This is a genomic window from Cysteiniphilum marinum, assembly GCF_014857925.1.
Classification (GTDB): domain Bacteria; phylum Pseudomonadota; class Gammaproteobacteria; order Francisellales; family Francisellaceae; genus Caedibacter; species Caedibacter marinus.
This window is the reverse complement of record NZ_JACYVZ010000037.1, coordinates 1-26463: the sequence shown is the minus strand read 5'-3', so window position 1 is coordinate 26463 and position 26463 is coordinate 1. Positions and strand designations below refer to the sequence as shown.

Sequence of the window (26463 nt, the reverse complement as noted above, 5' to 3'; positions counted from 1 at the left end):
AACAGCCTTAGCGTAACTCTTAGCTAGCTTTTCTAAGTGCAAAGAGATTATGTCAAACTATTCATGGTGTTGTGAATTTATTTAGACTTAAATGTCATGATCATGCCAGCTTTAACCTTCAAACTTTTTATTCAAAAAATTATAACCCATATTAATATCACTACAAAATGTATTCAGGGCAATCGCATTTAAAAGTTGTAGAGAACATTCATGCTACAGTTTGAATATAAAGGTTTAAGCAACTTGCGGATCCTTGTGATGCAAAACAAACTGCGTTAAAACACTTTCAATCCTTAGCTTCTATCAACTAGGGTCATACCCAAGCTCATTGCCAAGCAGTTTAACTTCACGCGATAGCTCCGCTTCCAGCTCCTTTTCAGATGGCAAATAATCAAAATACTTTGAGGCAAACAATTGTTTCTTATCTGCTAAAACTGAGTATTTGGCAACTGCTTCACTTTTTTCATTGCACAAGAGCAGTCCTATTGTGGGATTATCACGCTCTCCTTTTTTATGCTGATCATAAATGCGCACGTAAGTATCCATTTGCCCAACATCCTGATGCGTTAGCTTGCCTATTTTTAAATCAATGAGCACAAAACAGCTAAGCTTAAAATTGTAAAACACAAGATCAATATAAAAGTCCTGATCCGCTGTTTTAATTCGCTGTTGCCGCTCAACAAACGCAAAGCCTTTTCCAAGCTCCAGTAGAAAGGCTTGCAAGTTCTGAATTAAAGCTCCTTCAAGCTCAGATTCAACGGATGGATAATTTGGTAAACTCATGAAATCAAGAATATAAGGGTCACGCAAGTAATTCTTTGGGTCGTCTTTTAATGCTCTTGTTTTTTCTACAGCCTCATTTTTTGCAGGTAGCTGTTCATGAGTCGATAGCAATCGCTCGTAATAAAGCTTATTAACCTGCCGATCTAAAGCTCTGACACTCCATTGCTGTTCAATTGTCTCAGTTGCATACCATTGCCTTGCTGCTTTATTTTTAATACGAATCAGGCGACAGTAATGGCTCCAGGTTAATTCGCCAGACAGCGTCTGGCTATTTGGATAGGTCAGATAAAATTGGCGCATGTTTTTAAGGTTTGATAACTCAAATCCCCTGCCGAATTCTGTTGTTAGTTGTTTCGCAAGATTTTGCAATAGTTGTTGACCATACTGAGCCGTTTTTTCACCGTTTTGCTCATCTTCTACAATTAATCGACCAATATGCCAATACGTTTGTGTCATAGCATTATTAACGGTGCGTTTAAGATTTGATCTTGCTTGATTTATCAATGATTTAACGGCATTAAGCAACTCATTGCTGGTGGTAACTGACAAGTAACACCCCTTTATATTTATACGCCTTATTTTATTTGTTCACAGTATAACGCAAGATGGTAATTCATAAAGCATTATGATTGATCGTGCGACATTTGCGACAGCAAGCATGGGAATAGCCCGCAAGACACTAGAACACAAGGGGTTATCTTTTATTTTGACATTGCGACATAGTGTGACATATATATTTTAATATTGACATACACCCTCTATTTAAGGCATTTCTGTGATTTTATATGTCACACAAAAACTCTGACTATTATTATATTATTTGCGACATTTATTTGTTAATGTCTACTATGCATTCTATTTTACCCAACTAGCCCGCCAAAATATTAGCACCTAAGATTTACATTCCGCTGTCAAAGTGAATTTAAGTATAGAGAAGGTTCATTCTCTTGACTAAATAGAATAAATGTAAGAAACCACATTTTGCTAAATTTTGAGCAGTTGACTGAAAATTAGACGCTCATAAATTGCGATAATAAGGATTTCTCAAGCATGGCAATGCACTTGCTTGCCAAAGCCATAAAATCAGCATAGTGAGCTTTAAAATGCGTAAATATTGAATTCAGCCAAAAACAGTTAAATTTAGCAATAGGAAAACGGAGGCTGTAGAAAAATCTGCTTTCTTGGCAATAAACTCATCAATTGATATGATTTAAAACTAAATAATATCTTGAAATATCGACACTGATATTTTATGATATTTATGACACAGCAAATAAGGAGTATGATGCGATGTGGTTTAAAAATATAGCACTATTTGAATTTATCGAGCCGTTTGATTTATCATTTGAAATGATTGAAAAAAGCCTGGAAGAGCATCAGTTTAGTCCATGCTCGCCATCTCAACCAATTTCAATGGGATGGATTTCACCCGTATCCAAAGATTCACCGATTGCCTATGAGGCGAATGGCTTTATTATGGTAGCTTTTCAAATTCAGGAAAAAATTGTACCTGCAACGGTGATTAAAGAGATCCTCGATGAAAAAGTCGAAGAAATTGAATTGCGTGAATCCCGAAGGGTTAAAAAGAAAGAACAGGACACTTTAAAGGAAGAAATATACCAAAGCCTGTTACCACGTGCCTTTACACGTGATACCGTAATACACGCTTATATTGACACTGCGAATGACTGGCTTGTTGTTAATGCTTCTTCAAGCAAAAAAGCAGAAATCTTAACCGTTAATTTACGTAAAACACTGGGCAGCTTAAAAATTAGAATGCCTGATTTAATACCCGTCTCTATGCTATTGACTCACTGGATAAAAACCAATGAATATCCGCAAGAGTTAACCATAGAAGATCAGTGTGTATTGCAGGATAACAACAATGATGGCGGTCTTATTCGTTGTCAGCGACAAAATTTATTTACCGATGATATTATCTCTTTGATTGACTCTGGCAGAGAAGTCACACAATTAGCGTTGTCATGGCAAGATGAACTATCTTTTGTGCTTAATGATGAGTTTATGATTAAGTCACTTAAATTTCTGGAGCTAGTCCAAGACAAGGCCAATGATATTGTCACTGAATCTGAGATAGAGCGGTTCGATGCTGATTTTGTCATAATGACAGAAACTCTACGCCATTTTATAGAATTCATGATGGGTGTGTTTAGCAAAAAAGCAGAAACAACAGAAGCAAAAGAAGCAAGAGAAACCGAAGAAGTCTTAACAATTAAAAGTTAGAGAAATAAAATGAGTAAGCAGGTAGCAAAGGCAGATAGCTTTGCAGCATCAAAACATAACGGACAGCTAAGAAAGTATACGGGAGAGCCTTATATTGTTCATCCTCGTGCTGTAAAAGCGCTTGTAAGTCAGGTTGATCATACCGAAGAAATGCTGATCGCTGCGTTGCTACATGACACTGTGGAAGATACTGATACAACGTTATCAGAAATAGAAGCTCTTTTTGGCAAAGAGGTTGCAGAGCTTGTTTATTGGCTGACAGATATTAGTCAGCCAGATGACGGCAATAGAGCGATCAGAAAAGCTTTAGACAGAGCGCATATCTCAAAAGCACCACCAGCTGCTAAAACAATCAAAATAGCGGATTTAATTGATAACTCTAAATCGATTTTTCAGTATGATAAACAATTTGGTAAAGTTTACTTTAAAGAAAAGATATTATTACTGGAAGTCTTAAAAGAAGGTGATCAAACCTTACTAGATATGGCGCATAAGATTATTGCTGATCAGCATTGGGACTGTTGAAAGATGAAGGATCAGATAAAAATAGGTGAGCCTAATACTGGCGCGATCATACATGCCTTAAAACAAATCTCTCATGGAATACAGTCTAATATTCAGGCAGAGCTAAAAAGTTACTACGCAAACCCTGACAAAGTAGCAATACAAGACTTGATTACAGAATTTGAATATACCTTATTTCACCTGGCTGAAATGAACGAATTAATTAACGCTATTACTTCAAATAACTGGGATGCTAAAACCTTTACAATAAAAAATGATCTCTACGAGTTTATTGAAAACTATCTTAATAATGCGCCTTTACATAATTTATCTGTGAAATTGCAAAATTGCTCTACCCATATTTGTATTTTTAGACCGCTAGAAATACAAATGCTTATTAATAACATTAGACATAATGCAATTAAAGCTGGCGCCACTGAGCTTTTAATACGATGTGAAGAAAACAAAATATCATTTATTGATAATGGACACGGGTTTGATTTCAATAAGCTAAGCAAGAATGACTATCTAAAAAAAGGTATTTCAACATCACACAGTACAGGTATAGGACTTGATCAATGTGTCCAAATAGCGCAAAAATTAAAAGCAAACTTTAGCATTGATAATAGGAATGATAATAGCAAAGGAGCTGCTGTTACACTGAGTTTTCAAGATAAATGAACGGGTACTGAAACATGCCAGATAAAATAGGAAAAAGAGGAAAAAGAGCAAAGCGTGATAATCTGAGTTTTGATGAAGTCGCTCAGGTATGCGAAAAATTAATGACTGATGGTGAAAAAGTCACCGTGCGCAATGTGCTTGCAGTGACAGGTGGCGGATTTGCAACCGTTTCTGATTTCATTAAACAGTGGCAGGAGCAACAGGTGGTCTCTGATGCTACAGACTTACCTAAAACACTAATTACCGCATTAAAGACGGCATATAAAAGTATGTTGAGCGAACAGGAAGCAAGCTATCAACAAAAGCTTAATCTCGAAGCACAACATACACAGGAAGCACTTGATCAGGTAACACTGCTTGAAAAAACGACCGCTGAACTGCAAAATGAACTGGAAAAATGCCAACATGCCACCACCTCAAAGATTATGGCACTTGAGAAAGAATTAAGTATTAGTGCTTTAAGACTGGAAGATAGCCATAAACGTGAACAGAAAATAGCTGATGAACTGAGTAAGATACGTCAGAAATTGCATGAAGTTGAAATTCAGATGGCAGTGTTGAAAACAAGAAGACAAAAAGATAAAAAAACTGAAAGCTAATACATATTATTGGACTTTCACAAAAGGATAAATGCCTTGATTTTTAATGAACCAAAAAATAAATCCGGCAAGCCAATGCTGGGTGTTCAAGTTAGCTATTTTGCTAACAACAGAGCGGCAAGCCGCTGGTTTTTAAATGGCGAGGGTGCGCCATTAACAAAAATCTCTAGCCTTCTAGGCTACACTAGCGTAAGTCAGTTTAAGCTGGCTATATCCCAACATGGATTAGCGCTACTGATGATGAAGGGTCTAGATAAATTGAGGTCGTCAAATAATGGCTAATCAATATTCCAATGATTCATTTAAGGCGGTTGTTGAGTCAAAATATAATTTACCCTTGAATGAGGTTCTGTATAATTTTCAAGTGCAAGGCAAGTCCTACAAAGAAGTTTGTCAAGAAACTGGTTTCAAGGAAACGACTGTTAGAAAATACACAAGAAGATATGGCTACACCTTAAACACCAAACTTGATCAAGAACCGTATAATGCACAAGCTGCAATGTCATCGATTTACAGTCAACTTAGAAGTCAAGAGCTTAATCGAATCAATGTGTTGTCTAGATCGTGGAGCCATAAGAGAAAGGTGCTGTAAGGATGTTAAAATTTAATTGGCGCAAATCAAAAGAAAATACAAGCAAGCTTAGATTGGGTGCTACGGTTAGAGTTAAATGTGGTACTGAAGATCCTGACTATAAAGGTTTGGATATCTCTGACTATACAGGGACAATCAAGCAAATAGATGATGAAAACCATTTGATTTTAATTGAGCTTGACTCAGTCACATTAAAAAGAATAGATAAGAACTTTATTCGCAAAATAACAGAAGATGGCTTTGATTATCAAGAAATATGGCTAGAAAAAGATGAGGTTATTAAAGTAAAAGGTATTAATGAGCATAACGATGAAAAATAATCGCATGAACAATGATAACTACCTGGGCATTCTTAAAAAAATCATGCGCCAAAGTGAATCAATGACTGAAGTTAAAAGGAAACAGATCATATGAGTTTATCAACATTACTTAAAAACGAAGCATTATATCGTTATATTTTAGATCACACGCTTAACATGCAACCAGTACAAGAGCAAATGTTAAATCAGGCTAAAAATGATGAACTATCTGAAATGATAACAGCACCAGATCAGCTTCAATTCTTGCAAATGCTAATGAAGATGATTAATGCAAAAAAAGTCATTGAAGTCGGTGTTTTCAGAGGCGTTGGCACTTTAGCGCTCGCTTTAGCATTACCTGACGATGGTCAAATATATGCGTGCGATGTAGATGACAGTAATTTAGACGAGTATAAAAAATATTGGCATGAAGCCAAGGTCAATCAGAAAATAAAATTAGAAATCGCACCTGCAATTAAAACCTTAACCAATCTAATAGAATCTGGTCACAGTGACAGTTTTGATTTTGTTTATATTGATGCTGATAAAAGCGAATATTATGAGTATTACAACTTAAGTTATAAACTCATAAGAAAAGGTGGTTTGATTGTTTTAGACAATATGCTTAGAGGTGGCAAAGTCATTGATGCAAGTATCAACACACCTAGCATAGAAGCAACCCGAGCAATAAATAAATTTATCAAGGCGGATAAAAGGGTTGAATCTATTTTAACACCCATAGGTGATGGTCTAACAATTGTTAGGAAAATTTAGCGGATGAACATTGAAGAACTTCTAAAAACAGAAGCTGGAGCTAGGGCATTAAAAGCCAAGCTCAAATCGCTGTCAGATCATGAAAAAGCAAAGCCTAATTATACAATCTTATGGAAAAAAGCCTGTGATGCAGTAACTGCTTTTAATTTAGCTAAGATGAAAAAAGAACTACGTGATGGCATTAAAACCAAAGACATAGATGAAAAGAATGATGAAAAATAACCGAATGAACAATGATAGTTACCTAGGCGTTCTCAAGAAAATAATGCGCCAAAAACTAGGCGAAATCAAGCAGGATCGAAACAACAAAACAAGTAAACATAATAGAAGAAAAAATGAATCTACACGCAAACACACAAAAACTAAAAAAAGCACAAGCACAGAATAAGTCAGTCTACTTACTCTATGATAATTATCAGGAAATTCGTGGCACCATAACAGAGATTGGCAATGTATTTGTTCATATTCTTTCAACAATGGATAATACCCAGTCTTTGATCCCACTTGAAATCGAGAAAATCCATCAGATCAGTTTAAGAGCTAAGTCAACTATGCCAAAAGGTGATGATCAACATGAAAACTGTCAGTCCCAATGAAGTATTTACAGCCAATCATCTGGCAATTTATACACGCTGTTACGACGAATATAAAAGAGTATTTGATCAATATTACCTGAATGCAAATGTACAATGCTACGTCAATAAAGATAATAAGCCTGTTTACTTCTGTATTGATATCTCTGGCGCAAATTTTGAAATGACACTGTTCGAGTCACTTTCTCTGGCTGAATTTTATGGAAAACTCAAGTTATTCATCGAATTTAGAGAATACTCAGGTGATGCAGTGGATGATATGACAGAACATCTTGATTGGCTTATCCAGAATAATATTCAATTTAACACCATTGAGCATGATATTGGTGAGATGTGGTGCTTTCTTTCAACGGGCGATTCACACTTTGCTAAAGCGGAGGTGCCCAACATGTACAGACATATTTACCGCATAGTCGATAACGGCATCCTTGATGATATAAAAAATGAGGATGTCTGCGCACATGGATAAGCTGCCCAACTTTACTCATACTCAGTTTGAAACAACCACCCAGGATGATCTTAAGCATGCTTATGAGAAAGGTTTAGAACTTGAGCATAAATCACGTGCCAGCAATACTATAAAGCGCTACCAATCGGCATTTAAAGTAGTTCAGAGTTATTGTGATGGCTTCAAGGTCACATCAATGCCACTTACCCCAGAAATTGCCTATGCCTTTTTCGTCTATCTGCATGACCAAAGTTATAGCTGGTCAACAATTGCAGTTATTAAAGCATCAATAGACTACCATCATAAAACACAGGGACACCTGTCACCTTTAGCACACCCCAGAATAGACACACTGCTTCAAGGTATTCAGCGCGACATCAGCAGAAATCAAAACGCATCTGATCCAGTCACCTATGATATGCTCATTAAAATTATTGACCGTATCAATGCTAATGATCTCTTAAGTGTACGTGACCGAGGACTTTTGCTTGTTGGCTTCTCTGGCGGATTTCGTGCCTCTGAGCTTCTGGCATTAAAAAATGAGGACGTAAATTTTAATGACGCTCACGGCATGATTGTCACCATAAGACAGTCTAAAACAGATCAACTGGCTAAGGGTCATGAGGTTGCAATACCATTTAATTCAAAATCGACCCGACATTGTCCAGTTAACGCATTGCAGCATTGGCTAGAGGCAATTGATCTGACAGATGAAGAATATATTTTTAAGTCACTGCACAAAGGTGGTTGCAAAGTCAGAAATGAGCAGCTCTCTTACGAAGGATTCTATCGACTATTTAAAAAGAGATGTCAGCAGGCAGGTCTCAATACAACTAACCTCTCACCGCATGGATTACGCTCTGGCTTCAACACCAGTGCAGCACTGGCCGGTGCTAATCTGGTCAAAATGCGTGAAATCACTAATCAGTCACTTAATACGCAACAACGATATATCAAAAAAGTTAACCTATTCGATCAAAATGCTAATTATAGTATCTATGAGCACTTTAAAGCTAACCAAAATAGAGTATTTAAGTAATGAGAGTAATCAAAATTTTTAATAAAAAATTAAATCTATGGCAATTACATATGAGTTTTAAAGAAAATATAGCTTTAACAATGGTTTTCCTTATTGGCCTATTATTCTATGGGTATGAATTTTTTCTAAGATTAATTAATGGTGCTTATGAAAAACAAATAGTGGAATATTTCCATCTATCTTCAAAATTTGACTACTCCTTTCTTGTGTCAAGCTATAGTCTGACTTATCTATTGATGCAGATTTCTTGTGGGATTATTTTAGATCGATTTGAAAATAAATATGTTTTCTCGTTTGCCATTTTGATATGTGGCCTTGGAAATATTATTTTCTTGTCGCCAGTATATAGCATTGCGGTTATAGGAAGGTTATTAATTGGTTTTGGGTCTGCATTTGCATTTATAGGCGTTTTGAAGATATCAAGAGAATATTTTAGCAGCACCTATTTTTCATTGCTTGCGAGTATAGCAATATCATTTGGTACACTTGCAGGAATATTCTCTCAACAAATAAGTGTCTTCTTATCAGATACAGGTATAGACTGGAAAATTATTTTTTTGATCTCAGGTTTAGTTTCTTTGCCATTAGCCTTGATATCATTTGTCGTATTATCACAAAAAAAGCGCAAGAGCATTAACTTTTTCAATGGCTATGGCATAGATACATATTTATCTTTGATAAAGAATAAACTTCTTTGGTTAAATTCAGCGTGGGGAGGATTTATATATATTCCAACTGTGATATTATCAGCACAATTTGGTGTATTATTTTTCTCTGACATTTATGGGTTTAATCAATACCATGCAGTCAAAGAAATATCATTTTTGCTAATGGGTTGGGTCGTTTTTTCACCAATAATGATTCTGCTAGCAAAGTTATTTGGTATGGCAAAGGTTATTATTTTATCTTCTGTTATCTCTGTAGTAATAATATTCTCGTTGACAATGAATGTGGATTTATTTGGGGTTAATATTAGTATTTTAGTCTTTTTATTAGGCTGTTTTTCAGCTGCTCAAGTCCTGGTCTGGCAATTATTTAATAAATTTTGTAAGCCTGAGTTTACTGCCTTAGGAATTGCTTTGACAAATATGATTATCACTGGAATTACTGAGTGCGGCCAATTATTTAGTGGCTTTATTATGGATAAAAATAATTTAATACATTGGCTTATCCACGAAGGAATTATTCATAAAGTGGTACAAGTTAATATTTTAATATTTATGCTCTCAATCATACTTGGTATTACTCTATTTGCTATCACTTATCATCTATGTTTCAAGAGCAGATACAAAATACTTCACCTCCCCCACAATGAATAAAGAACGGTAAAGCATTATGATAAAAGTATATTTTGATGGCAAATGCGGTTTGTGCACTAAAGAGATAAATTACTATAAAAAAATATCACCACCTAATTTGTTTCAGTGGTGTGACATCTTTGAACATCACAGCGACCTTGAAAGTATTGGTGTAACAACATTAGACACTTTAATGTTTCTGCATGCAATTGACGAGAATGGTGCTTTATATAAAGGCGTTGACGCTTTTACATTAATTTGGAGAAATCTTGATAAATGGAGAGTTTTAGCATTTATAGTATCTTTACCAGGCGTGAGAATGATGTTTAGCCTGATGTACAAGATATTTGCAAAATGGCGCTTTAAACGAATGGATTACTGTCATCTAAAACAATAATTATCAAGGCGCTATCTCTTGACCATCCCAAGCAAATATTTTGCCTGTGTTTGCAATAGTCAGCTTATTGATTTGATTTAATAGATATTGCGCAGATTGCCCAGGTGTGAAGATTTTATTATTATCAACACTTCTTTGAAAAGGATAAGACAAAGCGCTGTCAACAGTACCTGGATGCATTCCAACGACGATAGCTTTTTTGTTATATCTTAACGTTTCAATTGCCACATTTTTGATAACCATATTTAACGCGGCTTTAGAGGCGCGATAGCTATACCATCCCCCCAACCTATTATCTGAGATACTGCCAATACGTGCAGATAAAGCTGCAATAACGGATGTTTGGGTAGAATTTAATTTGGGTGTAAAGTGTTTAAAAATAAGCGAAGGTAAAACCGTATTAACCTGATATAGCTTAAGGAGTTTATCCGCTGATATTTCTTTGATTGATTTCTCAGGCATGATTTGATTATCATGTAACATACCTGTAGCTATAATAACAAGATCAATAGGCATAATTTTTGAAATATCGACAGCTAATGCCTGAATCATTGGTTCATCACAATAATTGATTTGATGATAAATAATGCCGGTTAATTTATTTTTGAAGTTACGGGATACAGCATGAATAGTTGCTTGATGGTAGTATACTTTGAGAAAATCGATTAATGATGATCCAATTGCGCCTGTTGCACCAAAGATAACAATATTTTTAAATTCATGCATTTTTCAATACCTTCTCAATGATTTTCATAGCTAGAATATGAATTGAATGGTTTATATTCTAACTTGTATATACTCTTTAGTACTTCTTGTTGCATTTAAGCCCATATGATCACTACTGGCCATCATTTCAGTATGTGGGCAATTTTGAGCCAGCTGATAGAAGTTAATATTAAGCTTTTTCAGAAAAGTATTTACTTGATCAAGGTTTGTAAATAGCACAGGCTTCTTAGTGAAAAAAGCAGTATATAGATGCTTTTTACCAGATTCACATTTAAACATAACCAAATAGTGTGACCTTCTAGGAAGTATGTTAACTTCAACCTTCTCTTTTTTAATAAGTGACTTTATTTGTAATTTATTCACAGTGCACTCCTTTGTATAATTACGTCAATTTAATACTTAAGTTTTTCACTCGTTTTTCCTCTAAAGATGTAATAAGCATAGCTGGTATAAATCAAGAGTAAAGGAATCATGAAAGCCGCTGGTATTAGAGTAAATGATAAAGTAGTATCTGATGCTTTTGCTTGTGTGTAAGTTAACTCATAAGGCACGATATAAGGAAAGATGTATATGAGCATACTGACATAAGTCAGTGCAAATATAATAACGCTGAGTAAGTAGGGTAAATAATGTTTAGCTGTTCTAATGCTAAAAAATAATATAATGAATGTAACTAAAGTTAAAGAAAGCATTAATGCCAAAAGAATTATCTTGCCAGATAGTAGGTTTATTTTGTGATGAACTATTGTTTCTATACCAACGATAAGCATCATTAATATTAATAACAACGCCAGTATAGTGGCAGATTTTTGCGCTTTAGTGAGTAAATTATTTTCTGTCTTTAGAATTAATCGACAAGCGCCTAGTAGCATGTAACCAATGGTTAAGGTAATGCCTGTTGTTAATTTGAATGCAACACCATCTAAATAGTGAGCTTCTGAATAACCAACGACAAGTTGTCCTACTAGATAGCCGTGGATAAAGGCAATAATCAATGATGACACAAAAAATAAGCGATCCCAATTTTTAATGCCTTTTTTTGATTTTAAGCGAAATTCAAAGCATATACCTCTAAACAAAAGCATCAGTGCCAATAAAATTGCGGGAAGATATATTTTGGGAAACAAAAAAGCAAATGCGATAGGAAACATGCCATAAAATGCGGCAAGTGAAAATACCAGCCAAGTTTGATTGCCATCCCATGTTGGTAGCAATATACTAATAGCGATATCTTTTTCATCGCTATTAAATATCGGTAGCAATACACCAATCCCTAGTGTAAACCCATCAAGTATGACGTACATTAAAAGGCCGAAACCAATAATCAAAAGCCAGCTTAAACCAAGGTAGTCCATGATTAATCTCCTTTTTTGGATATGTTTTCTTCAACGGATTGAAAGTAGGCATATGGCATTCTTTCTGTTCCAGGTTCTGATGGACCTTGCTTAATAATCCGACTGAAATAGCGAAAATAAAAGAAACCAAATATAACGAAGTAAACAATAATAATTAGTGACAATGATATAGCGACTTGAATAAAGCTTAGGTCACTAACCGCATACTCAGTTCTTAACATACCGTATACTACCCATGGCTGACGACCAAATTCTGCAGTAAACCAACCTGCTATGATTGCAATGAAGCCAATCGGTGAGCATAGGACGCATACTTTTAAAAATCGCGTTGCTTTTAAAATGCTACCTTTGGCTACTAAGATAGAACCAATGATGCCTATTAACACCATTAATAAACCAACCCCAACCATTATCCGAAAGCTATAAAATACAGGAGCAACCAATGGTCTGTCTTCTTTTTTAACGGTTTTCAAGCCAATCAACTGACCATCAAGCTTATGGGTATTAATCAAAGAAGCCAGTTTAGGTATTTCAATGGCAAACAAGTTTTTTTCTTGATTCTCATCAGGATAAGCAAACAGTACTAAAGGTGCACCTTTTTGTGTTTCCCACACACCTTCTATTGCTGCTGTCTTAAGTGGTTGATGTTTGTGTACTTCAAGACCCACATCATCACCAACAAACACTTGTCCTATACTTAAAAGCAGAATACTAATCAGCGAAAATTTAATACATATCTGTGAGAACTGCTTATTAATTCCCTTAATCATATAATATGCGCCAACACCAAGGATAACAAAAGCGGTACTAAGATATGCTGCCATGAGCATATGAATATAGCGTGGGATAACTGATGGATTAAAAATGACTTCATACCAACTGTGAATGATAAATCTGCCATCAATATAACTCACACCACTTGGGGTTTGCATCCATGAATTGGCTGATAAAATCCAAAAAGCTGATAATGTCACACCCAAAAATATAACAACATTAGACAGAAAATGGAGATATTTATTGACTCTTCCCCAGCCAAATATCATGATACCTAACGCACCTGCCTCTATAAAAAATGCGGTAAGCACTTCATAAGTAAAAAGTGCACCCAGAACAGGACCGACTTTTTCTGCAAAGCCTGACCAGTTGGTGCCAAACTGAAACTCCATAACAATGCCCGAGACAACACCCATACCGAAAGTCAAAGCAAATATTTTAGTCCAAAATTTAACAAGCGCTAAATATTTATCTTTTTTTGTTATCAACCATGTTGCTTCAAATATCATGAGAAAAGTTGACAGACCAATACTAAATGCGGGGAAAAGTATATGGAAACTAACGGTAAAGGCAAATTGAGCACGAGATAATATTTCCATCCAAGACATGTCAATCTCTCCAAATTTTAGCTATTTTGTATAGATATATTATTCTATCATTTTGAATTTAACAATTAAAACTATACAAATAATCTTTGTTTGACTAACATGTATAGCATGACAAGGAAAAGTAGTACTTCAATGAAACCTATTATTGCTATATCAAGTTGTTTGCTTGGGAATAATGTTAGATTTAACGGTTCCAACTCTAATAACAAGATGCTAGGTGAAACCTTTAGTGATATTTTTTCATATCGAATTATATGCCCTGAAGTTTTTGCAGGTCTCGGTATTCCAAGAAAACCTATTTACCTTCAACAGTATAATCAAAACATCCTTGTCTTAGAAAATGATACCTCTCGAGATTTGACATCTACTTTAGATGACGCTTGCCTCACATTAGTTCAGAAGATGAAAGACGTCGATGGTTTTATTCTAAAGAAAAATTCGCCTAGTTGCGGAAATAAATCTGTCAAAGTTTATAATCAAGAAAAAAATGTCATTTATAATAAAGCTAATGGTCGTTTTGTTGACACTATAGAAAGAGTGATACCTAACGCAGTGATTGAAGATGAAGGTAGGCTAAATGATCCTTATTTAAAAGAACATTTTATCAAGCGTGTTTTCTTAAATGCTGAAGTAAAATCTAATCATCTAAATATTATTACAATCAATGATTTGATGAACTTTCATCTCCGGCATAAGATGCTCATGCGTTTACATAATCCAGATAAGCAGAAGTTACTGGGACAATTAATAGCTCAATCTAATCATGTAGCTATTGAGATACTCAAAAAGAAATATTTTGAGATTTTTGTCACCATTTTTGAAAAAGTTGCCAGGAAAGGTCATCATGTCAACATTCTTCAAAGAATATTAAGAGAGATAAACAAAAATATAAATGCAGAGCAACGACAAGATCTACAAGTTAAAATAAAGCAATTTCATGATGAGGTTATTCCTTTAGCCGTTCCAGTAGAGATGATAAAACATTATCTGATACGCTATAGAATAGAATACTTGTTGAAGCAAAGTTATTTGAATCTTTATCCAGAAAATCTTGGTCTAATGAGTAAAATGTAAAGAGGTGAGGTATGAATATTTTGATTGCCGGTGGGTCAGGATTTATAGGAAAATCTTTAGCAAATATTCTTTCAGCTAATCATGACTTAACACTGCTGTCAAGAAGTTCTAACTTAGTAAATAGTGCTTATAAATCTGTTTTGATATGGGAAAATTTAAATGAAAATGTAATTAGTCAATTTGATATTATCATCAATCTTTGTGGCTATAATATCAGTGATTCAAGATGGTCAAACAGGATAAGAAAAAAGATTATTGATAGTAGAACCAAAACGACTCATAAGCTTGTTGAACTGATTGGATCAAAGAATATTTGGCTCATCAATGCAAGTGCTATAGGTTTTTACTCATTTTCTTCAAAAAAACAAGATGAAAGAAACTTTCTAAAAACGGAACCATCAAATTGGTCGTTTTGTCAGCATATAACAAACCAATGGGAATCAGTGGTTAGCTTATCCAATGTAAGAAAATGGACTATATTAAGGTTTGGTGTTGTTTTAGACAATGGTGGAATGCTTGCCAAACTAATACCAAGTGCAAAAATCGGCCTTGGAGCGGTTATCGGAGATGGTACTCAGTTAATATCATGGGTCAGTTTAAACGATCTTTGTCGTGCTATTTGTTTTATTATTGACAAAAGAATTCATTCTAAAGCCATTAACATTGTATCACCTCATCCCTCTACTCAAAGAGAGCTAATTGAAAGTTTATGTGTATCACTCAATAGACCAAGATTATTTAAAATTCCCAAGGGAATTGTACTGATGCTCTTTGGACAAATGGGAAAAGAGCTCTTACTAGGAAGTCATAATATATATCCAACGCTATTAAGTGACTATGGGTTTCAATTTAACGATACTTCTATCAACTCATGTATAGATAAAATAATTACTGGGGCAACGCAATGACAGAATCACTCTATCCAATTAGGTATATATCAGAGAAAACTGGTGTTAAGCCAATTACGCTGCGTGCGTGGGAGAAGCGATATAACCTTATCACACCACAACGCACTGAAAAAGGGCACCGTTTGTACTCGGATGATGATATTAAAACCATCCAAAAGACAATCACACTATTAAATTATGGTTATGCTATTAGAGAAGTTCCTGCTATTTTGAATGAACATGATGGTCATATTGTTGTTAGAGATAAAAAAAGTCATCACATGGTATCATTTGATAAGCTTAATAAGCTTGTTAAAGAGTATAGGATTGATGCATCAATTAAAGAAATTGAAGACTTAATGTCGCTCTACTCACCAGAGTCATATGCACAAATCATTCACCCAGCAATGATGAAATCTCTTAATAAAGATAGTTTTATACATATTGGTTATGCTGAAGTAATCAAAGAGAGAATTATTGATATGATTATACTTCGATTATATCGAAATATAATTGAAAAAACGAAAACCAAAAGACAAAAGGTTTATATTATTGGTTATCGTACTGCTATGGTTAAACCACTTGTTTTGCATGGATTAATGATTGCTAATATTTTATCAGCACATGGTTATGAAATATTTTTCTGTTCAGGCGTATCGTCTTCAGATTCCATTTTAGAGCTTCCAACATCAGCAATAAAAATAATCTATATGAGACATGATGATTTTTATCTAAATCAACTTGAAGCTAAATTACCAGCCAATGTTAACAATGTAGCGCTTAGCCTGTATAAAAAAGATAACTATTCAGGTGATATTGATCTACTGCCATCTAGCTATATTGAGCTTTTTGAAGCATTCAAACGAGTTTTTGCAATAGATGAGGTCTACTAAAATGTTAACATTCAAAAATAATGGCATGAGATTAGCCTCTAGAATAGAAGCCTACTCTCTAAAAGTTATTCTTATTGTTGTTTTAATTCATATTTTTCCATTTTTTGCTTTTACAACTTTATTTACATGGGTTGACATCTATCTTTTTATTGCTAGTTATAGTGTTCGTGTCTTTGCTTTGACCGCTGGTTATCATCGATACTTTTCTCACAAGTCATTTCAAACATCGAGAATTTTTCAGTTTTTACTTGCATATCTAGGTGCGCTTGCGTTACAAGGTGGACCATTATGGTGGGCTTCGCACCATCGCTATCATCATCGAAATTCAGACACTAATTTAGATGTTCACAGCCCCATAAAAAAGCATTTTATAGAAAGTCATTTATTATGGTTTATGAAACGATCCAACTTAAACGCTCATTACAATCTTATTCGTGATTTCAGCAAATATAGAGAACTTAGATTTATTGAGAGATATTGGTATATAACACCAATCCCTGTTTTATTTGCCTTATATTCTATTGGTGGATGGAACTATGTCCTATGGGGTTATTTGATTCCAACCGTGTTTGTGAATCATGTCACTTACTCAGTTAATTCTATCGTTCATATCTTTGGAAAAAGACCATTTGACACGAAAGATAATAGTCGAAACAATTGGTTTATAGCTATACTCACATTTGGCGAAGGCTGGCACAATAATCATCATCGATATGCAGGTTCAGCCAATCAAGGCTTTTCATTCTCTCAAATCGACATAACTTTTTACATATTAAAGCTATTATCATTTCTTGGCATTGTAAGGAATTTAAAAAAAGTGCCAGATAAAATCCTAAAAGAAGGTGGTTATTTAAAATAATGGACAAGCAAATCGAGAAAATTGCAATTATTGGTAGTGGAATATCAGGATTATCAGCGTCTTTTTTATTGAAAGATCACTTTGATATTACACTTTATGAAAAAAATGGATACTACGGAGGACATGCACGAACTGTTTTTACAAAAGCACGTTTACCGATTGATACCGGTTTTATTGTTTTTAATTACCAGACCTATCCACATTTGACTGCCTTGTTTGAATTACTGGGTGTGCCAGTCAAAAAAAGTAGCATGTCGTTTGGAGTATCTATTGATAATGGAGCGATTGAATATGGTAGTGAACGTCTTTCGAGTTTGTTTGCTCAGAAAAGACAACTGTTTAATCCTAAGTTTTTAATGATGCTGCGAGATATTGTTAAGTTTAACAATGCGGCTAAAAAATTTTTAGCAAATGATCACTTAAATCATGACCTCACATTAGCTGAGTTTCTGCAGCCAATTAATGTTGGTGAGTATTTTCGTCACTACTACCTCTTGCCAATGGGGGCATCAATCTGGAGCACTCCTTCAAGCCAAATGCATGACTTCCCAGCCATAACGTTCTTAAGGTTTTTTAACAATCATGGATTGTTAAATATTAACGCACCTGTTCAATGGTATACAATCGATGGCGGCAGTAAAGTCTATACGGATAAAATTATTGATAGACTTAACAATGCCAATGTTGCTTTTAGACCAGGCGTTGATTATGTCAAACGATCTAAAGAGCAGGTTGTTATTACAGATAAGCACGGGAGTACGCAAACTTTTGATAAAGTGATTTTTGCCACGCATTCGGATGAAGTGCTTAAGCTGTTAGAAAGCCCAACAACACAAGAGTATGAATATCTAGGCGCTATCAACTATCAAGATAATCATATGGTTTTGCATAGTGATCAAACATTGATGCCAAAAAGAAAAAAAGCGTGGTCCAGTTGGGTTTATTTATCTGATTCAGATCAATCTATCTCATTAAGTTATTGGATGAATAATTTGCAGTCACTAGCCTCAGAAAAAGATTATTTTGTGACAATTAATCCAGCAATATTCCCACAAGCGGACACAATTGTTGACCAACATGTCTTTCGCCATCCGGTGTTTGATCATGCAGCTATCATCGCGCAACAGAAACTCATGACTATTCAAGGACAAAATAATACGTATTATTGTGGAGCATATTTGAGATATGGCTTTCATGAAGATGGTATTTTCAGCGCAGTTGAAGTGGCTAGAATGCTTGGAGTTAATGCGCCATGGCACCGATGAAAACCGGCGTGCTTAATGCCAAAGTACATCATAAGCGCTTTAAGCCCAAAGTGAATAAGTTTAGCTATCGTTGTTATTATGTGGTCTTAGATATGGATGATCCCCATTGTGCAAGTAACTTTTTCTCGGTTAATAGACCTAATCTTTTAAGTTTTTATGATAAAGATCATGGGTATCGTGATGGCAGTTCATCCAAGCAGTGGGCAAAAGATATTTTTGCTCAATATGATGTCATAATTGATCATTTATACTTGATGACGATGCCACGTGTCTATGGCTATTTATTTAATCCTGTGAGCTTTTGGTTTGGATTTTATCAGGGGCAATTAGTGGGTATTATTGCCGAGGTAAATAATACATTCAAACAATCTCATTGCTATGTGTGTATTGCCAATGATAAAAGCAAAATAGACGATAACACTTGGTTCCATGCCAACAAGATGTTTCATGTATCGCCATTTTATGATCGTATGGGCAGTTATCGCTTTAATTTTCAAGTCACTGACTGTGGCAAGATTCGTATATTCATCTACTATTATCAGGAAAAAATGTTGCAGTTGTTAACATCTGTGACAGGAGAAATGCAAAGCTTGCAATCATCAACAATTATAAAATCAATGATGAAAGTACCGTTTCTGACAGCAAAAGTCATGTTTTTAATTCATTATCAGGCGTTGAAATTATGGATAAAAAAAGTGGGTTATCGTCAAGTGCCAGAACCTTATGAAAAAAAGGTTACCTTAGCTCAAGTAGAAAATAAAAACAAATATTCGTGAGGTTATAAATGTTTGAACGTATTTTAAGAAATAAACTCATTCAATCACTGCAATATATTGAAAAAGGTAGCTTGTCGATTACGCTACCAGAGGGTGAAACACATCATTTCAAAGGCTCAATATCAGGTAAAGTGGCTGATATTGCGATAAAAGATTGGCGGGTGCTCGCTAATTTAACGCGCAAAGGCGATATCGGGTTTGCCGAGGATTACCGAGATGCTTACTGGTCAACATCCAATTTGCAAGATTTGCTTATTTTTGCACTTGATAACGACAATATTCTTGATGGATATATTAAGGGAAGCTTTCTCTATCGCAAGCTATCTATCTTACTCTACTTGACTAAACGAAATACTGTAAAGCAAAGCAAGAAAAATATTCATGCACACTATGATTTGGGTAATGGCTTTTATCAACTATGGTTAGATGAATCAATGACTTATTCATCAGCTATTTTTAATCAACAAACACAGACATTAGTAGAGGCACAGCAAAATAAATATCAGCATATCTTGGATAAAATCCCCCAAAAAGGTAGTCTATTAGAAATTGGCTGTGGTTGGGGCGGTTTCGCAGAAAAAGCCCTCAATACCGGTAGCTATGACTACAAGGGAATTACTTTATCTAAAGAGCAACAGTATTATGCGCAAGACAGATTAAAGGATAAATCATTGATTGCATTGGAGGATTATCGTATTCAACAAGGGCAATATGATATTATTGTGTCAATTGAGATGATAGAAGCGGTAGGTAAAGCCTATTGGTCAACTTATTTTAGTAAATTGAAATCACTCTTGAAGCCCAATGGTAGAATTATGTTACAAAGTATATTAATTGCTGATGATCTATTTAAAGACTATGATAAAGGTGCTGATATGATTAGGACCTTTATTTTTCCAGGAGGAATGCTGCCAAGTATGAAAATTATTAAAAGCGAACTTCAAAAAGTCGGATTAAAAATCGTTAATGAGAAATTTTTTGGTCTAGATTATGCTAAGACACTTTCGCATTGGCTTAAGCGATTCAATGAAAAAAATAAAGAGTTATTGTCAATGGGCTTTGATGAGAGCTTTCAACGGATGTGGCAATTTTACTTGGCATCGTGTATTGCAACATTTACCAGTCAGCGCACTGATGTTGTGCAAATTGAGATAGCACATGCTTAAGTTATATCGGCAATTTTTGCTATTTGCATTAAGCCTTTTTATATTCTGTTGTGGCCATCTTTATGCCAATACTACTTCTTTTTCCAAGGTGGAAAAACAAAATCCGCAATTAGTCGGCAAGATTCTTTATACTTATTGGTTCTGGGATGTTTATTATGCAGCCCTTTATGCACCAACCAAAGATTTTAGTTGGCAACGCTCTTTTTTTCTTAAACTCACCTATTTAAGAGATTTCTCAGCTAAATCAATTATTGAAGAAACCATTGAGCAGATGGCATCGCAAACACCCAAAAACAACAATGATGATCTTAAAAAGTGGCAAAATCAGCTACAAAATATCTTCCCAGATATCAAGAAAAATCAAAGCCTAATTGGTTATTATGATGGCAAGCAAAGGACTTTGTTTTTTACAGGACAAGGCAGGTATTTAGGTCAGGTCGATTCATTAGCTTTCTCAAAGTCATTTTTTGCCATCTGGTTGAGTGATCAATCAGAAAACCTTGAATTATCACGACAATTACGAGGGCTAAAATGACTATAGAAATGGAAAAGTCACTGAAGATTAAATACAGCCTTATGGTTTTTCCTGTGGCTTTTGCTGGTATTCCTATTTATATCTTTTTGCCTGATTATTACCATAATTATTTTGGTTTATCATTAACAGTGTTAAGTATTACTCTTTTTGTACTACGGGTGTTAGATGCGCTCGTTGATCCCTTTATTGGTTGGTATTGTGATCGCTTTCCTCGGCAGCATAAGAAAAGTTTTATTGTGATTGTTGCTCTTTTTATTCTAGGGTTTTATATATTATGCAACCCTATGATAGGCAGTCGATTGATCAACCTGTTAATTGGTGTTTTGCTGTCAACATTAGCCTACAGCTATTTAACGATATTTATCAATACGCAAGGTGCACTTTGGAAAAAAGGGCAAAAAGAAAAAGCAGATATTATTAGTCTGCGTGAGATATTCAACATTATAGGTGTTTTAGTGGCATCAATTTTGCCTTTTATTTTGATGAGTATACTACCAGTGCAAACAAGTTATTTTGTTTATAGCTTGATTTTTAGTGTGATCATTATTTTTACCAGTATTAAATTCTTACAATGGTATCGTGCTGTCCATAAGCAGAATAATACGATAAAAAAAGACACATATGAAAAGAGTTACGGTTATAAGTACTATTTTGCGCAGATGAATCAACAGGGAAAATTTTTATTCTTAAGTTATAGTATCAGTGCTCTTGGTTCTGCGATCCCTGCGGTGATGCTCGCCTTTTATAGTCGCTATGTTTTGCAGATGCCACAATATACAGGGCTTTATCTTTTTTTATATTTTCTGGGCACGATTATTGCTATTCCTTTTGTGAGAAAGCTAGCATTGCGTTACGGTGAGGTGCATATTTGGATGTATGCCATCATCATTGCCATCATTATTTTTATGTGTGCCTTTTTTCTAAACAAAGGGGATATATTAGCATTCTCAATCATCAGCTTTACTTCGGGGTTATGCTTTTCTGCTGAGCTCATTCTGCCGAATCTATTACTGGCGCAGTGGATCGATACCAAAGAAAGAAATCCGTTAGGCAATGGTTACTATGCATTGTTATCATTTATTGGTAAATTTAGTTTCGCCTTGGCAACAATTGTGACTTTGCCGTGGCTTGATGTTCAGATAGCTATCAACACGGTTGATTTATCAAACGTTATTTTGATCAAGTTGTTGTACTGTTTACTGCCCTGTTTAATCAAAGCGGCAGCATTAATCAGTTTATTTATCTGGCAAGCCCGACGACAAGAAGGAGGTGTTAAGTGAATGCGTTATTTCGATTGTTACAACTAATGATACTAGGAGTGTATTTTATGGCAATAAGTTTATTATCAGGCTGCTCTAGCGGTATTGAGTATTATAAAAACGAGACCCCAAAGCTTGATTTAAAAAACTATCTTGACGGGAGAATAGAAGGTTCTGGTATTATTGAAGATTGGAAAGGTAATGTGGTCAAAAAATTTGACTTTATTGCTGATGCCAGTTGGAAAGATGATGTATGTACACTCGATGAGCATATGATCTATTATGATGGCAGCAAAGATCATCGTATTTGGACCATTAAGAAAATCAATAACCATTATTATGAAGGACAAACAAAGGATGTGATTGGTATTGCTAAAATCCATGTTCAAGGTAATGCAATGAACTGGCAATACACTATGGATGTCAAAGTTGGCAATAGCACCTACCGACTTAACTTTGATGATTGGATGTTTCTAATGCATAATGATGTTTTGATCAATAAAAACTACTTCAAAAAATTTGGCTTAACCGTTGGCTCATTGACTTTATTCATGCATAAAAAAGGACTACCCAAAGATGACAAGAACCAATCCGTATCACCATAAAACGATTTGGATTATTGGAGCTAGTGACGGTATTGGTAAGGCCGTGACTCGGTTACTTGATAAACAAGAGACAAAGCTAATTATCTCGTCAAGAAATCAAGACAAACTACAGACACTATCTCGCGAACTTAGCAATGAATTTCATATCGAAGCTTTTGATGTGGGAAATTATTTAAATTTTAATAAAAGTATACAAACAGTGCTAAACAAGCATAAACCAGACTATATTCTATATTTCCCAGGGTATTACGAACCTGCCAAGATAGGAAATATCTCAAATCAACTAGTGGATAGGACAATTGCTATTAATCTAAAATCTGTTTTTGTATTGATTGAGGGTGTTTTTGACTATTTAAAGCAAAACCCATCATGTGTGTTAGCAATTACGGCAAGTGTTGCAGGATATGCGGGACTGCCATATTCTCAGCCTTATGCTGCAACAAAGGCCGCGGTAATCAATCTAGTTCAAAGCTTTAAAGCAGAGCATAAAGATTTTAATATCAAGTTGATTAACCCAGGATTTGTTAAAACAAAATTAACTGATAAAAACAACTTTAAAATGCCTAGCTTAATGGAACCTAATGATGCAGCGGTCGCTATTTTAAATGGATTAACAACAAGGCGCTTTGAAATACATTTTCCGAAAAAATTTACTCGAATCATGAAAATTATATCTTACTTACCCTATAGACTTTATTTCAGGTTGCTTGCAGCTAAGAAAAATATTATTAAATAAGCCCAAATAATTCTAACAATCTTTTTATTAACGTACATTTTATGACCTCAACAAATGTATTTTAAATTTATTACACAGAGGTAGACTCAAGATCAGAAAAGAACAACTCACTTATGAAGGATTTTATCAACTATTTAAAAAGAGATGTCAGCAGGCTGGTCTTAATACAACTAACCTCTCACCACACGGATTACGCTCTGGCTTCAACACCAGTGCAGCACTGGCCGGTGCTGATCTGGTCAAAATGCGTGAAATCATCAATCAGTCGCTTAACACACAGCAACGCTACATTAAAAAAGTTAACCTCTTTGACAATAACGCTAATAATATTATTTATGCGTATTTCGATAATGATAAACCAACTATTTAATGCTTTGAATAACTGATAATATCGGGATCTTCATCCTCAAAATCAAACTGAAAGATATCATCTGGGTTATCTCTTAGATTGCTGACGATTTCTTTTTTGGCATTTGAAATATGATCATTATCCAGTAAGGCCATATAGGCGTCATAATCGTGATCAAAGGAATAGCAATAGAAATTATAACAAGCTTCTTTAAAATCATCGTCATTATCAATCGCAATACAGCTACGCGTACATATATCGATGATATCAATAAGATTAAAAGAAAATTCACTGAAAAAAATGAAGTCACTGAATAGCCCCATTGATGTACCCCCTCAATTTGGGACAATGAGTCCACCAGAATGAGGAGCACAAAATGGCAAAATCTCGCCACACGCAAGAGTTCAAAAATGAAGCAGTTAAATTAGCTTTAGAAAAAGATGCTAATCGCAAACAAATAGCGGATGATCTAGGCATAAACTACAAAACACTATGCAGCTGGATAGCACAGAGTATGTCTGACCAACCACCAGAAAAAATTGATTATAAAACCTGTTATCAGCAACTAATTGCTGAAAATGCCCAGTTAAAACGCAAATTAAAACAAGCGGAAACGGAGCGTGAAATTTTAAAAAAGGCAGCAGCGTACTTTGCGAATCACAACACGTAAAGTACGCGTTTATTGATCAGCATAGGTCGCAACTCCCCGTGACAACACTATGCAAAGTCACAGGTGTTAGCACATCAGCTTATTATCGCTGGTTAAAAACACCTATTAGCAAACGACAGCTCAACGATAATCAGTTAGATAAAGCCATTGTAACCATTTTTAATGAGAATAAGGCAAGGTATGGTGCAACACGTGTCTATCGTACTTTACAAGACCAAGGCTGGAAGGTTACGGAAGAAAGGGTATCTAGGCGCATGAAATGGATGGGTCTTGTTTCTAAGGCGGCACGACGATATAAGGTGACAACGGATTCTGATCATAATAAAAATGTTAATGATAACCTGCTGCAACAGGATTTTAATGCGAAAAAGCCTAATAAGACATGGGTAACGGATATTAGTTATATTCCAACAGATGAAGGTTGGATATATCTGTGTGTCGTAATAGACCTATATTCACGCGCAGTTATTGGTTGGTCAATGGATAAACGCATGAAGGCAAAGTTAGCATGTGATGCGTTAGAAATGGCTCTGTTTAGAAGGCATTTTCCTACAGGTACCATTGTTCATTCAGATAAGGGCAGCCAATATTGTTCATCCGATTTCCAAAACTTGCTAAGAAAGCACACTTTAGTTTCAAGCATGAGTGGTAAAGGCTGCTGCTATGACAATGCTGCTTGTGAAAGCTTTTTCGGCACATTAAAAGTTGAGTTAGTGCATGATGAGAGTTATAAAACAAGGGCTGAGGCAAAAACCTCAATCTTTTCGTATATTGAAGCTTACTATAACACCAAAAGGAAACATTCAACGATAAATTACATGACACCAAAACAGTTTGAAGATAGTATGGAATCCGAAAACCAAAAGTGTCCCAAATTGACGGGGTAGGTCAAAACCAAAAAACACAAAGCGTACAGTCATCTGGTCAACCTAAAACACTTAAAAGTGAGTTAGGCCACATCGAAAATCTGAAAAATACACAGCTATCAAAGTTGGTTATTAACAGTAACGGTGAGTACCACAAGCTTGAGTCCAATAAAAGAGCTATTGATGTAATGAAACACATTAACAGCACAATGAAGACTAAAGGCTATGGCGTATACGTTTTACACGATGCACTCTGGATTGTCCCTTTTGTACATCCAGAAGTTGTTGTTGCTGATTTTCAACGTGCCGTACATGTGTTGCCTAATAATAAAGCATCACTAGCGCATACACTGAAAATAGATACAACACCTGTTATCGAACCTACACAAAAACCAAAGCGAAATATTCCATGGTGGGCAGTTGCAATTGCAGCAGTCGCCATATGGTATTTTGTCTAAACATTTCAAACCCAAATGGGAGCTAAACTTTCTCCCACAAGGGATATTGTTTTCTCCCAGATAATAACCAAGGAGAAAACAATGAAAAAAATATTAACCACCATCGTAATTCTTGCTTCTGTTAATTGCGCCTTTGCCAATACACATGATGCAATAGCTCAAGCACTCAAGGCAAAAAATGTTCATATCGAATATACCAAAGTAACAGGTAAATGCGATAATGGTATTGAACGACAATTATCTTTGCCGGTTAACGACAACTACAATTGCCGCTTAAACCACCCTAATTTAGCATGGTTTTATCTTCAGTTACAATATTAATATTTTGCTTATTATCTGTTCTTGCTTTTT

35 protein-coding genes are annotated in these 26463 nt (G+C 35.1%); 29 read left to right on the top strand and 6 right to left on the bottom strand.

Going from position 1 to position 26463, the window contains the following annotated elements; all coding sequences use genetic code 11:
* Window positions 1–303: 303 nt before the first annotated feature.
* Window positions 304–1332, bottom strand: coding sequence for a PDDEXK nuclease domain-containing protein (locus tag IE867_RS12325; RefSeq protein ID WP_225630056.1), 1029 nt, complete (start codon window positions 1330–1332; stop codon window positions 304–306).
* Between the two features lie 741 nt (window positions 1333–2073).
* Between IE867_RS12325 and IE867_RS12320 the strand changes: the two genes are divergently transcribed.
* The 14 genes from IE867_RS12320 to IE867_RS12255 all read left to right on the top strand — a co-directional run bounded on the left by IE867_RS12320 (window position 2074) and on the right by IE867_RS12255 (window position 10251).
* Window positions 2074–3027: a recombination-associated protein RdgC gene (locus IE867_RS12320; RefSeq protein ID WP_192485013.1), complete on the top strand. Its 954-nt coding sequence runs from the start codon at window positions 2074–2076 to the stop codon at window positions 3025–3027.
* A 9-nt stretch (window positions 3028–3036) separates the two neighbouring features.
* On the top strand, window positions 3037–3552 hold the full coding sequence (locus IE867_RS12315) for an HD domain-containing protein (RefSeq protein WP_192485012.1): 516 nt from the start codon (window positions 3037–3039) through the stop codon (window positions 3550–3552).
* 3 nt (window positions 3553–3555) lie between these two features.
* Window positions 3556–4212, top strand: coding sequence for an ATP-binding protein (locus tag IE867_RS12310; RefSeq protein WP_192485011.1), 657 nt, complete (start codon window positions 3556–3558; stop codon window positions 4210–4212).
* 14 nt (window positions 4213–4226) lie between these two features.
* Window positions 4227–4811: a DNA-binding protein gene (locus IE867_RS12305; RefSeq protein ID WP_192485010.1), complete on the top strand. Its 585-nt coding sequence runs from the start codon at window positions 4227–4229 to the stop codon at window positions 4809–4811.
* Between the two features lie 36 nt (window positions 4812–4847).
* Entirely contained in the window at window positions 4848–5093 is a 246-nt protein-coding gene (locus IE867_RS12300) for a hypothetical protein (protein ID WP_119342970.1), read from the top strand.
* A complete protein-coding gene (locus IE867_RS12295) occupies window positions 5086–5403 on the top strand; it encodes a hypothetical protein (RefSeq protein ID WP_192485009.1) in 318 nt (105 codons plus the stop codon). The genes IE867_RS12300 and IE867_RS12295 overlap by 8 nt, the downstream gene beginning before the upstream one ends.
* Window positions 5404–5405: 2 nt before the next feature.
* Window positions 5406–5723: a hypothetical protein gene (locus tag IE867_RS12290; protein ID WP_192485008.1), complete on the top strand. Its 318-nt coding sequence runs from the start codon at window positions 5406–5408 to the stop codon at window positions 5721–5723.
* Between the two features lie 90 nt (window positions 5724–5813).
* The gene (locus tag IE867_RS12285) at window positions 5814–6476 is read left to right on the top strand and encodes an O-methyltransferase (RefSeq protein WP_192485007.1); all 663 of its coding nucleotides are present in this window, start codon (window positions 5814–5816) and stop codon (window positions 6474–6476) included.
* A 3-nt stretch (window positions 6477–6479) separates the two neighbouring features.
* Window positions 6480–6698 carry a hypothetical protein gene (locus tag IE867_RS12280; protein ID WP_192485006.1) on the top strand — a complete coding sequence of 73 codons (219 nt, stop codon included), beginning with the start codon at window positions 6480–6482 and terminating at the stop codon, window positions 6696–6698.
* Window positions 6699–6811: 113 nt separating this feature from the next.
* Window positions 6812–7072: a class-II aminoacyl-tRNA synthetase family protein gene (locus tag IE867_RS12275; protein ID WP_117004108.1), complete on the top strand. Its 261-nt coding sequence runs from the start codon at window positions 6812–6814 to the stop codon at window positions 7070–7072.
* The gene (locus IE867_RS12270; protein ID WP_192485005.1) at window positions 7050–7538 is read left to right on the top strand and encodes a hypothetical protein; all 489 of its coding nucleotides are present in this window, start codon (window positions 7050–7052) and stop codon (window positions 7536–7538) included. Before IE867_RS12275 ends, IE867_RS12270 begins: the two co-directional genes overlap by 23 nt.
* Window positions 7531–8556: a site-specific integrase gene (locus IE867_RS12265; RefSeq protein ID WP_192485004.1), complete on the top strand. Its 1026-nt coding sequence runs from the start codon at window positions 7531–7533 to the stop codon at window positions 8554–8556. The genes IE867_RS12270 and IE867_RS12265 overlap by 8 nt, the downstream gene beginning before the upstream one ends.
* 50 nt (window positions 8557–8606) lie before the next feature.
* A complete protein-coding gene (locus IE867_RS12260) occupies window positions 8607–9875 on the top strand; it encodes an MFS transporter (protein WP_192485003.1) in 1269 nt (422 codons plus the stop codon).
* A 16-nt stretch (window positions 9876–9891) separates the two neighbouring features.
* Entirely contained in the window at window positions 9892–10251 is a 360-nt protein-coding gene (locus IE867_RS12255; RefSeq protein ID WP_192485002.1) for a thiol-disulfide oxidoreductase DCC family protein, read from the top strand.
* 3 nt (window positions 10252–10254) lie between these two features.
* Here the strand turns inward: IE867_RS12255 and IE867_RS12250 are convergent, their stop codons facing one another.
* The 4 genes from IE867_RS12250 to IE867_RS12235 are packed head-to-tail and all read right to left on the bottom strand — an operon-like array spanning window position 10255 to window position 13714.
* The gene (locus IE867_RS12250; RefSeq protein WP_119344529.1) at window positions 10255–10977 is read right to left on the bottom strand and encodes an SDR family NAD(P)-dependent oxidoreductase; all 723 of its coding nucleotides are present in this window, start codon (window positions 10975–10977) and stop codon (window positions 10255–10257) included.
* A gap of 51 nt (window positions 10978–11028) precedes the next feature.
* A complete protein-coding gene (locus IE867_RS12245) occupies window positions 11029–11340 on the bottom strand; it encodes a hypothetical protein (protein WP_192485001.1) in 312 nt (103 codons plus the stop codon).
* A gap of 29 nt (window positions 11341–11369) precedes the next feature.
* Complete coding sequence (locus IE867_RS12240; RefSeq protein WP_192485000.1) at window positions 11370–12332, bottom strand: cytochrome d ubiquinol oxidase subunit II; 963 nt, start codon at window positions 12330–12332, stop codon at window positions 11370–11372.
* 2 nt (window positions 12333–12334) lie between these two features.
* Window positions 12335–13714 (bottom strand): cytochrome ubiquinol oxidase subunit I, encoded by a 1380-nt coding sequence (locus IE867_RS12235; RefSeq protein WP_192484999.1) that lies wholly within the window; start codon window positions 13712–13714, stop codon window positions 12335–12337.
* Between the two features lie 132 nt (window positions 13715–13846).
* On the opposite strand from IE867_RS12235, the gene IE867_RS12230 reads away from it, so the two are divergent.
* From IE867_RS12230 to IE867_RS12180, 11 genes are read left to right on the top strand one after another with little or no spacing between them, the layout of a single operon-like run.
* A complete protein-coding gene (locus IE867_RS12230; RefSeq protein WP_192484998.1) occupies window positions 13847–14788 on the top strand; it encodes a 2-thiouracil desulfurase family protein in 942 nt (313 codons plus the stop codon).
* Between the two features lie 11 nt (window positions 14789–14799).
* Window positions 14800–15696, top strand: a complete 897-nt coding sequence (locus IE867_RS12225) for a TIGR01777 family oxidoreductase (protein ID WP_192484997.1) — start codon at window positions 14800–14802, stop codon at window positions 15694–15696.
* The gene (locus IE867_RS12220) at window positions 15693–16568 is read left to right on the top strand and encodes a MerR family transcriptional regulator (RefSeq protein WP_192484996.1); all 876 of its coding nucleotides are present in this window, start codon (window positions 15693–15695) and stop codon (window positions 16566–16568) included. Before IE867_RS12225 ends, IE867_RS12220 begins: the two co-directional genes overlap by 4 nt.
* A gap of 1 nt (window position 16569) precedes the next feature.
* A complete protein-coding gene (locus tag IE867_RS12215; RefSeq protein WP_162902255.1) occupies window positions 16570–17427 on the top strand; it encodes an acyl-CoA desaturase in 858 nt (285 codons plus the stop codon).
* Complete coding sequence (locus IE867_RS12210; protein ID WP_225630055.1) at window positions 17427–18692, top strand: NAD(P)/FAD-dependent oxidoreductase; 1266 nt, start codon at window positions 17427–17429, stop codon at window positions 18690–18692. Before IE867_RS12215 ends, IE867_RS12210 begins: the two co-directional genes overlap by 1 nt.
* The gene (locus IE867_RS12205) at window positions 18680–19468 is read left to right on the top strand and encodes a DUF1365 domain-containing protein (protein WP_225630054.1); all 789 of its coding nucleotides are present in this window, start codon (window positions 18680–18682) and stop codon (window positions 19466–19468) included. The genes IE867_RS12210 and IE867_RS12205 overlap by 13 nt, the downstream gene beginning before the upstream one ends.
* Window positions 19469–19476: 8 nt before the next feature.
* Complete coding sequence (locus tag IE867_RS12200) at window positions 19477–20634, top strand: SAM-dependent methyltransferase (protein ID WP_192484995.1); 1158 nt, start codon at window positions 19477–19479, stop codon at window positions 20632–20634.
* Complete coding sequence (locus tag IE867_RS12195; RefSeq protein WP_192484994.1) at window positions 20627–21169, top strand: chalcone isomerase family protein; 543 nt, start codon at window positions 20627–20629, stop codon at window positions 21167–21169. Before IE867_RS12200 ends, IE867_RS12195 begins: the two co-directional genes overlap by 8 nt.
* Complete coding sequence (locus IE867_RS12190) at window positions 21166–22449, top strand: MFS transporter (protein ID WP_225630053.1); 1284 nt, start codon at window positions 21166–21168, stop codon at window positions 22447–22449. The genes IE867_RS12195 and IE867_RS12190 overlap by 4 nt, the downstream gene beginning before the upstream one ends.
* 47 nt (window positions 22450–22496) lie before the next feature.
* The gene (locus IE867_RS12185; protein WP_192484993.1) at window positions 22497–23033 is read left to right on the top strand and encodes a DUF3833 domain-containing protein; all 537 of its coding nucleotides are present in this window, start codon (window positions 22497–22499) and stop codon (window positions 23031–23033) included.
* Entirely contained in the window at window positions 23005–23769 is a 765-nt protein-coding gene (locus IE867_RS12180) for an SDR family NAD(P)-dependent oxidoreductase (protein ID WP_192484992.1), read from the top strand. The genes IE867_RS12185 and IE867_RS12180 overlap by 29 nt, the downstream gene beginning before the upstream one ends.
* Window positions 23770–24135: 366 nt before the next feature.
* Here IE867_RS12180 and IE867_RS12175 read toward each other — a convergent pair whose 3' ends face one another.
* Window positions 24136–24441, bottom strand: coding sequence for a hypothetical protein (locus IE867_RS12175; RefSeq protein WP_192484991.1), 306 nt, complete (start codon window positions 24439–24441; stop codon window positions 24136–24138).
* A gap of 53 nt (window positions 24442–24494) precedes the next feature.
* Between IE867_RS12175 and IE867_RS12170 the strand changes: the two genes are divergently transcribed.
* The 4 genes from IE867_RS12170 (at window position 24495) to IE867_RS12155 (ending at window position 26433) form a co-directional block, all read left to right on the top strand.
* Complete coding sequence (locus IE867_RS12170) at window positions 24495–24788, top strand: transposase (RefSeq protein WP_192484990.1); 294 nt, start codon at window positions 24495–24497, stop codon at window positions 24786–24788.
* Between the two features lie 11 nt (window positions 24789–24799).
* Entirely contained in the window at window positions 24800–25675 is an 876-nt protein-coding gene (locus IE867_RS12165; RefSeq protein ID WP_318779349.1) for an IS3 family transposase, read from the top strand.
* On the top strand, window positions 25654–26112 hold the full coding sequence (locus IE867_RS12160) for a hypothetical protein (protein ID WP_192484989.1): 459 nt from the start codon (window positions 25654–25656) through the stop codon (window positions 26110–26112). Before IE867_RS12165 ends, IE867_RS12160 begins: the two co-directional genes overlap by 22 nt.
* Window positions 26113–26193: 81 nt before the next feature.
* Complete coding sequence (locus IE867_RS12155; protein WP_192484988.1) at window positions 26194–26433, top strand: hypothetical protein; 240 nt, start codon at window positions 26194–26196, stop codon at window positions 26431–26433.
* Window positions 26434–26463: the final 30 nt, after the last annotated feature.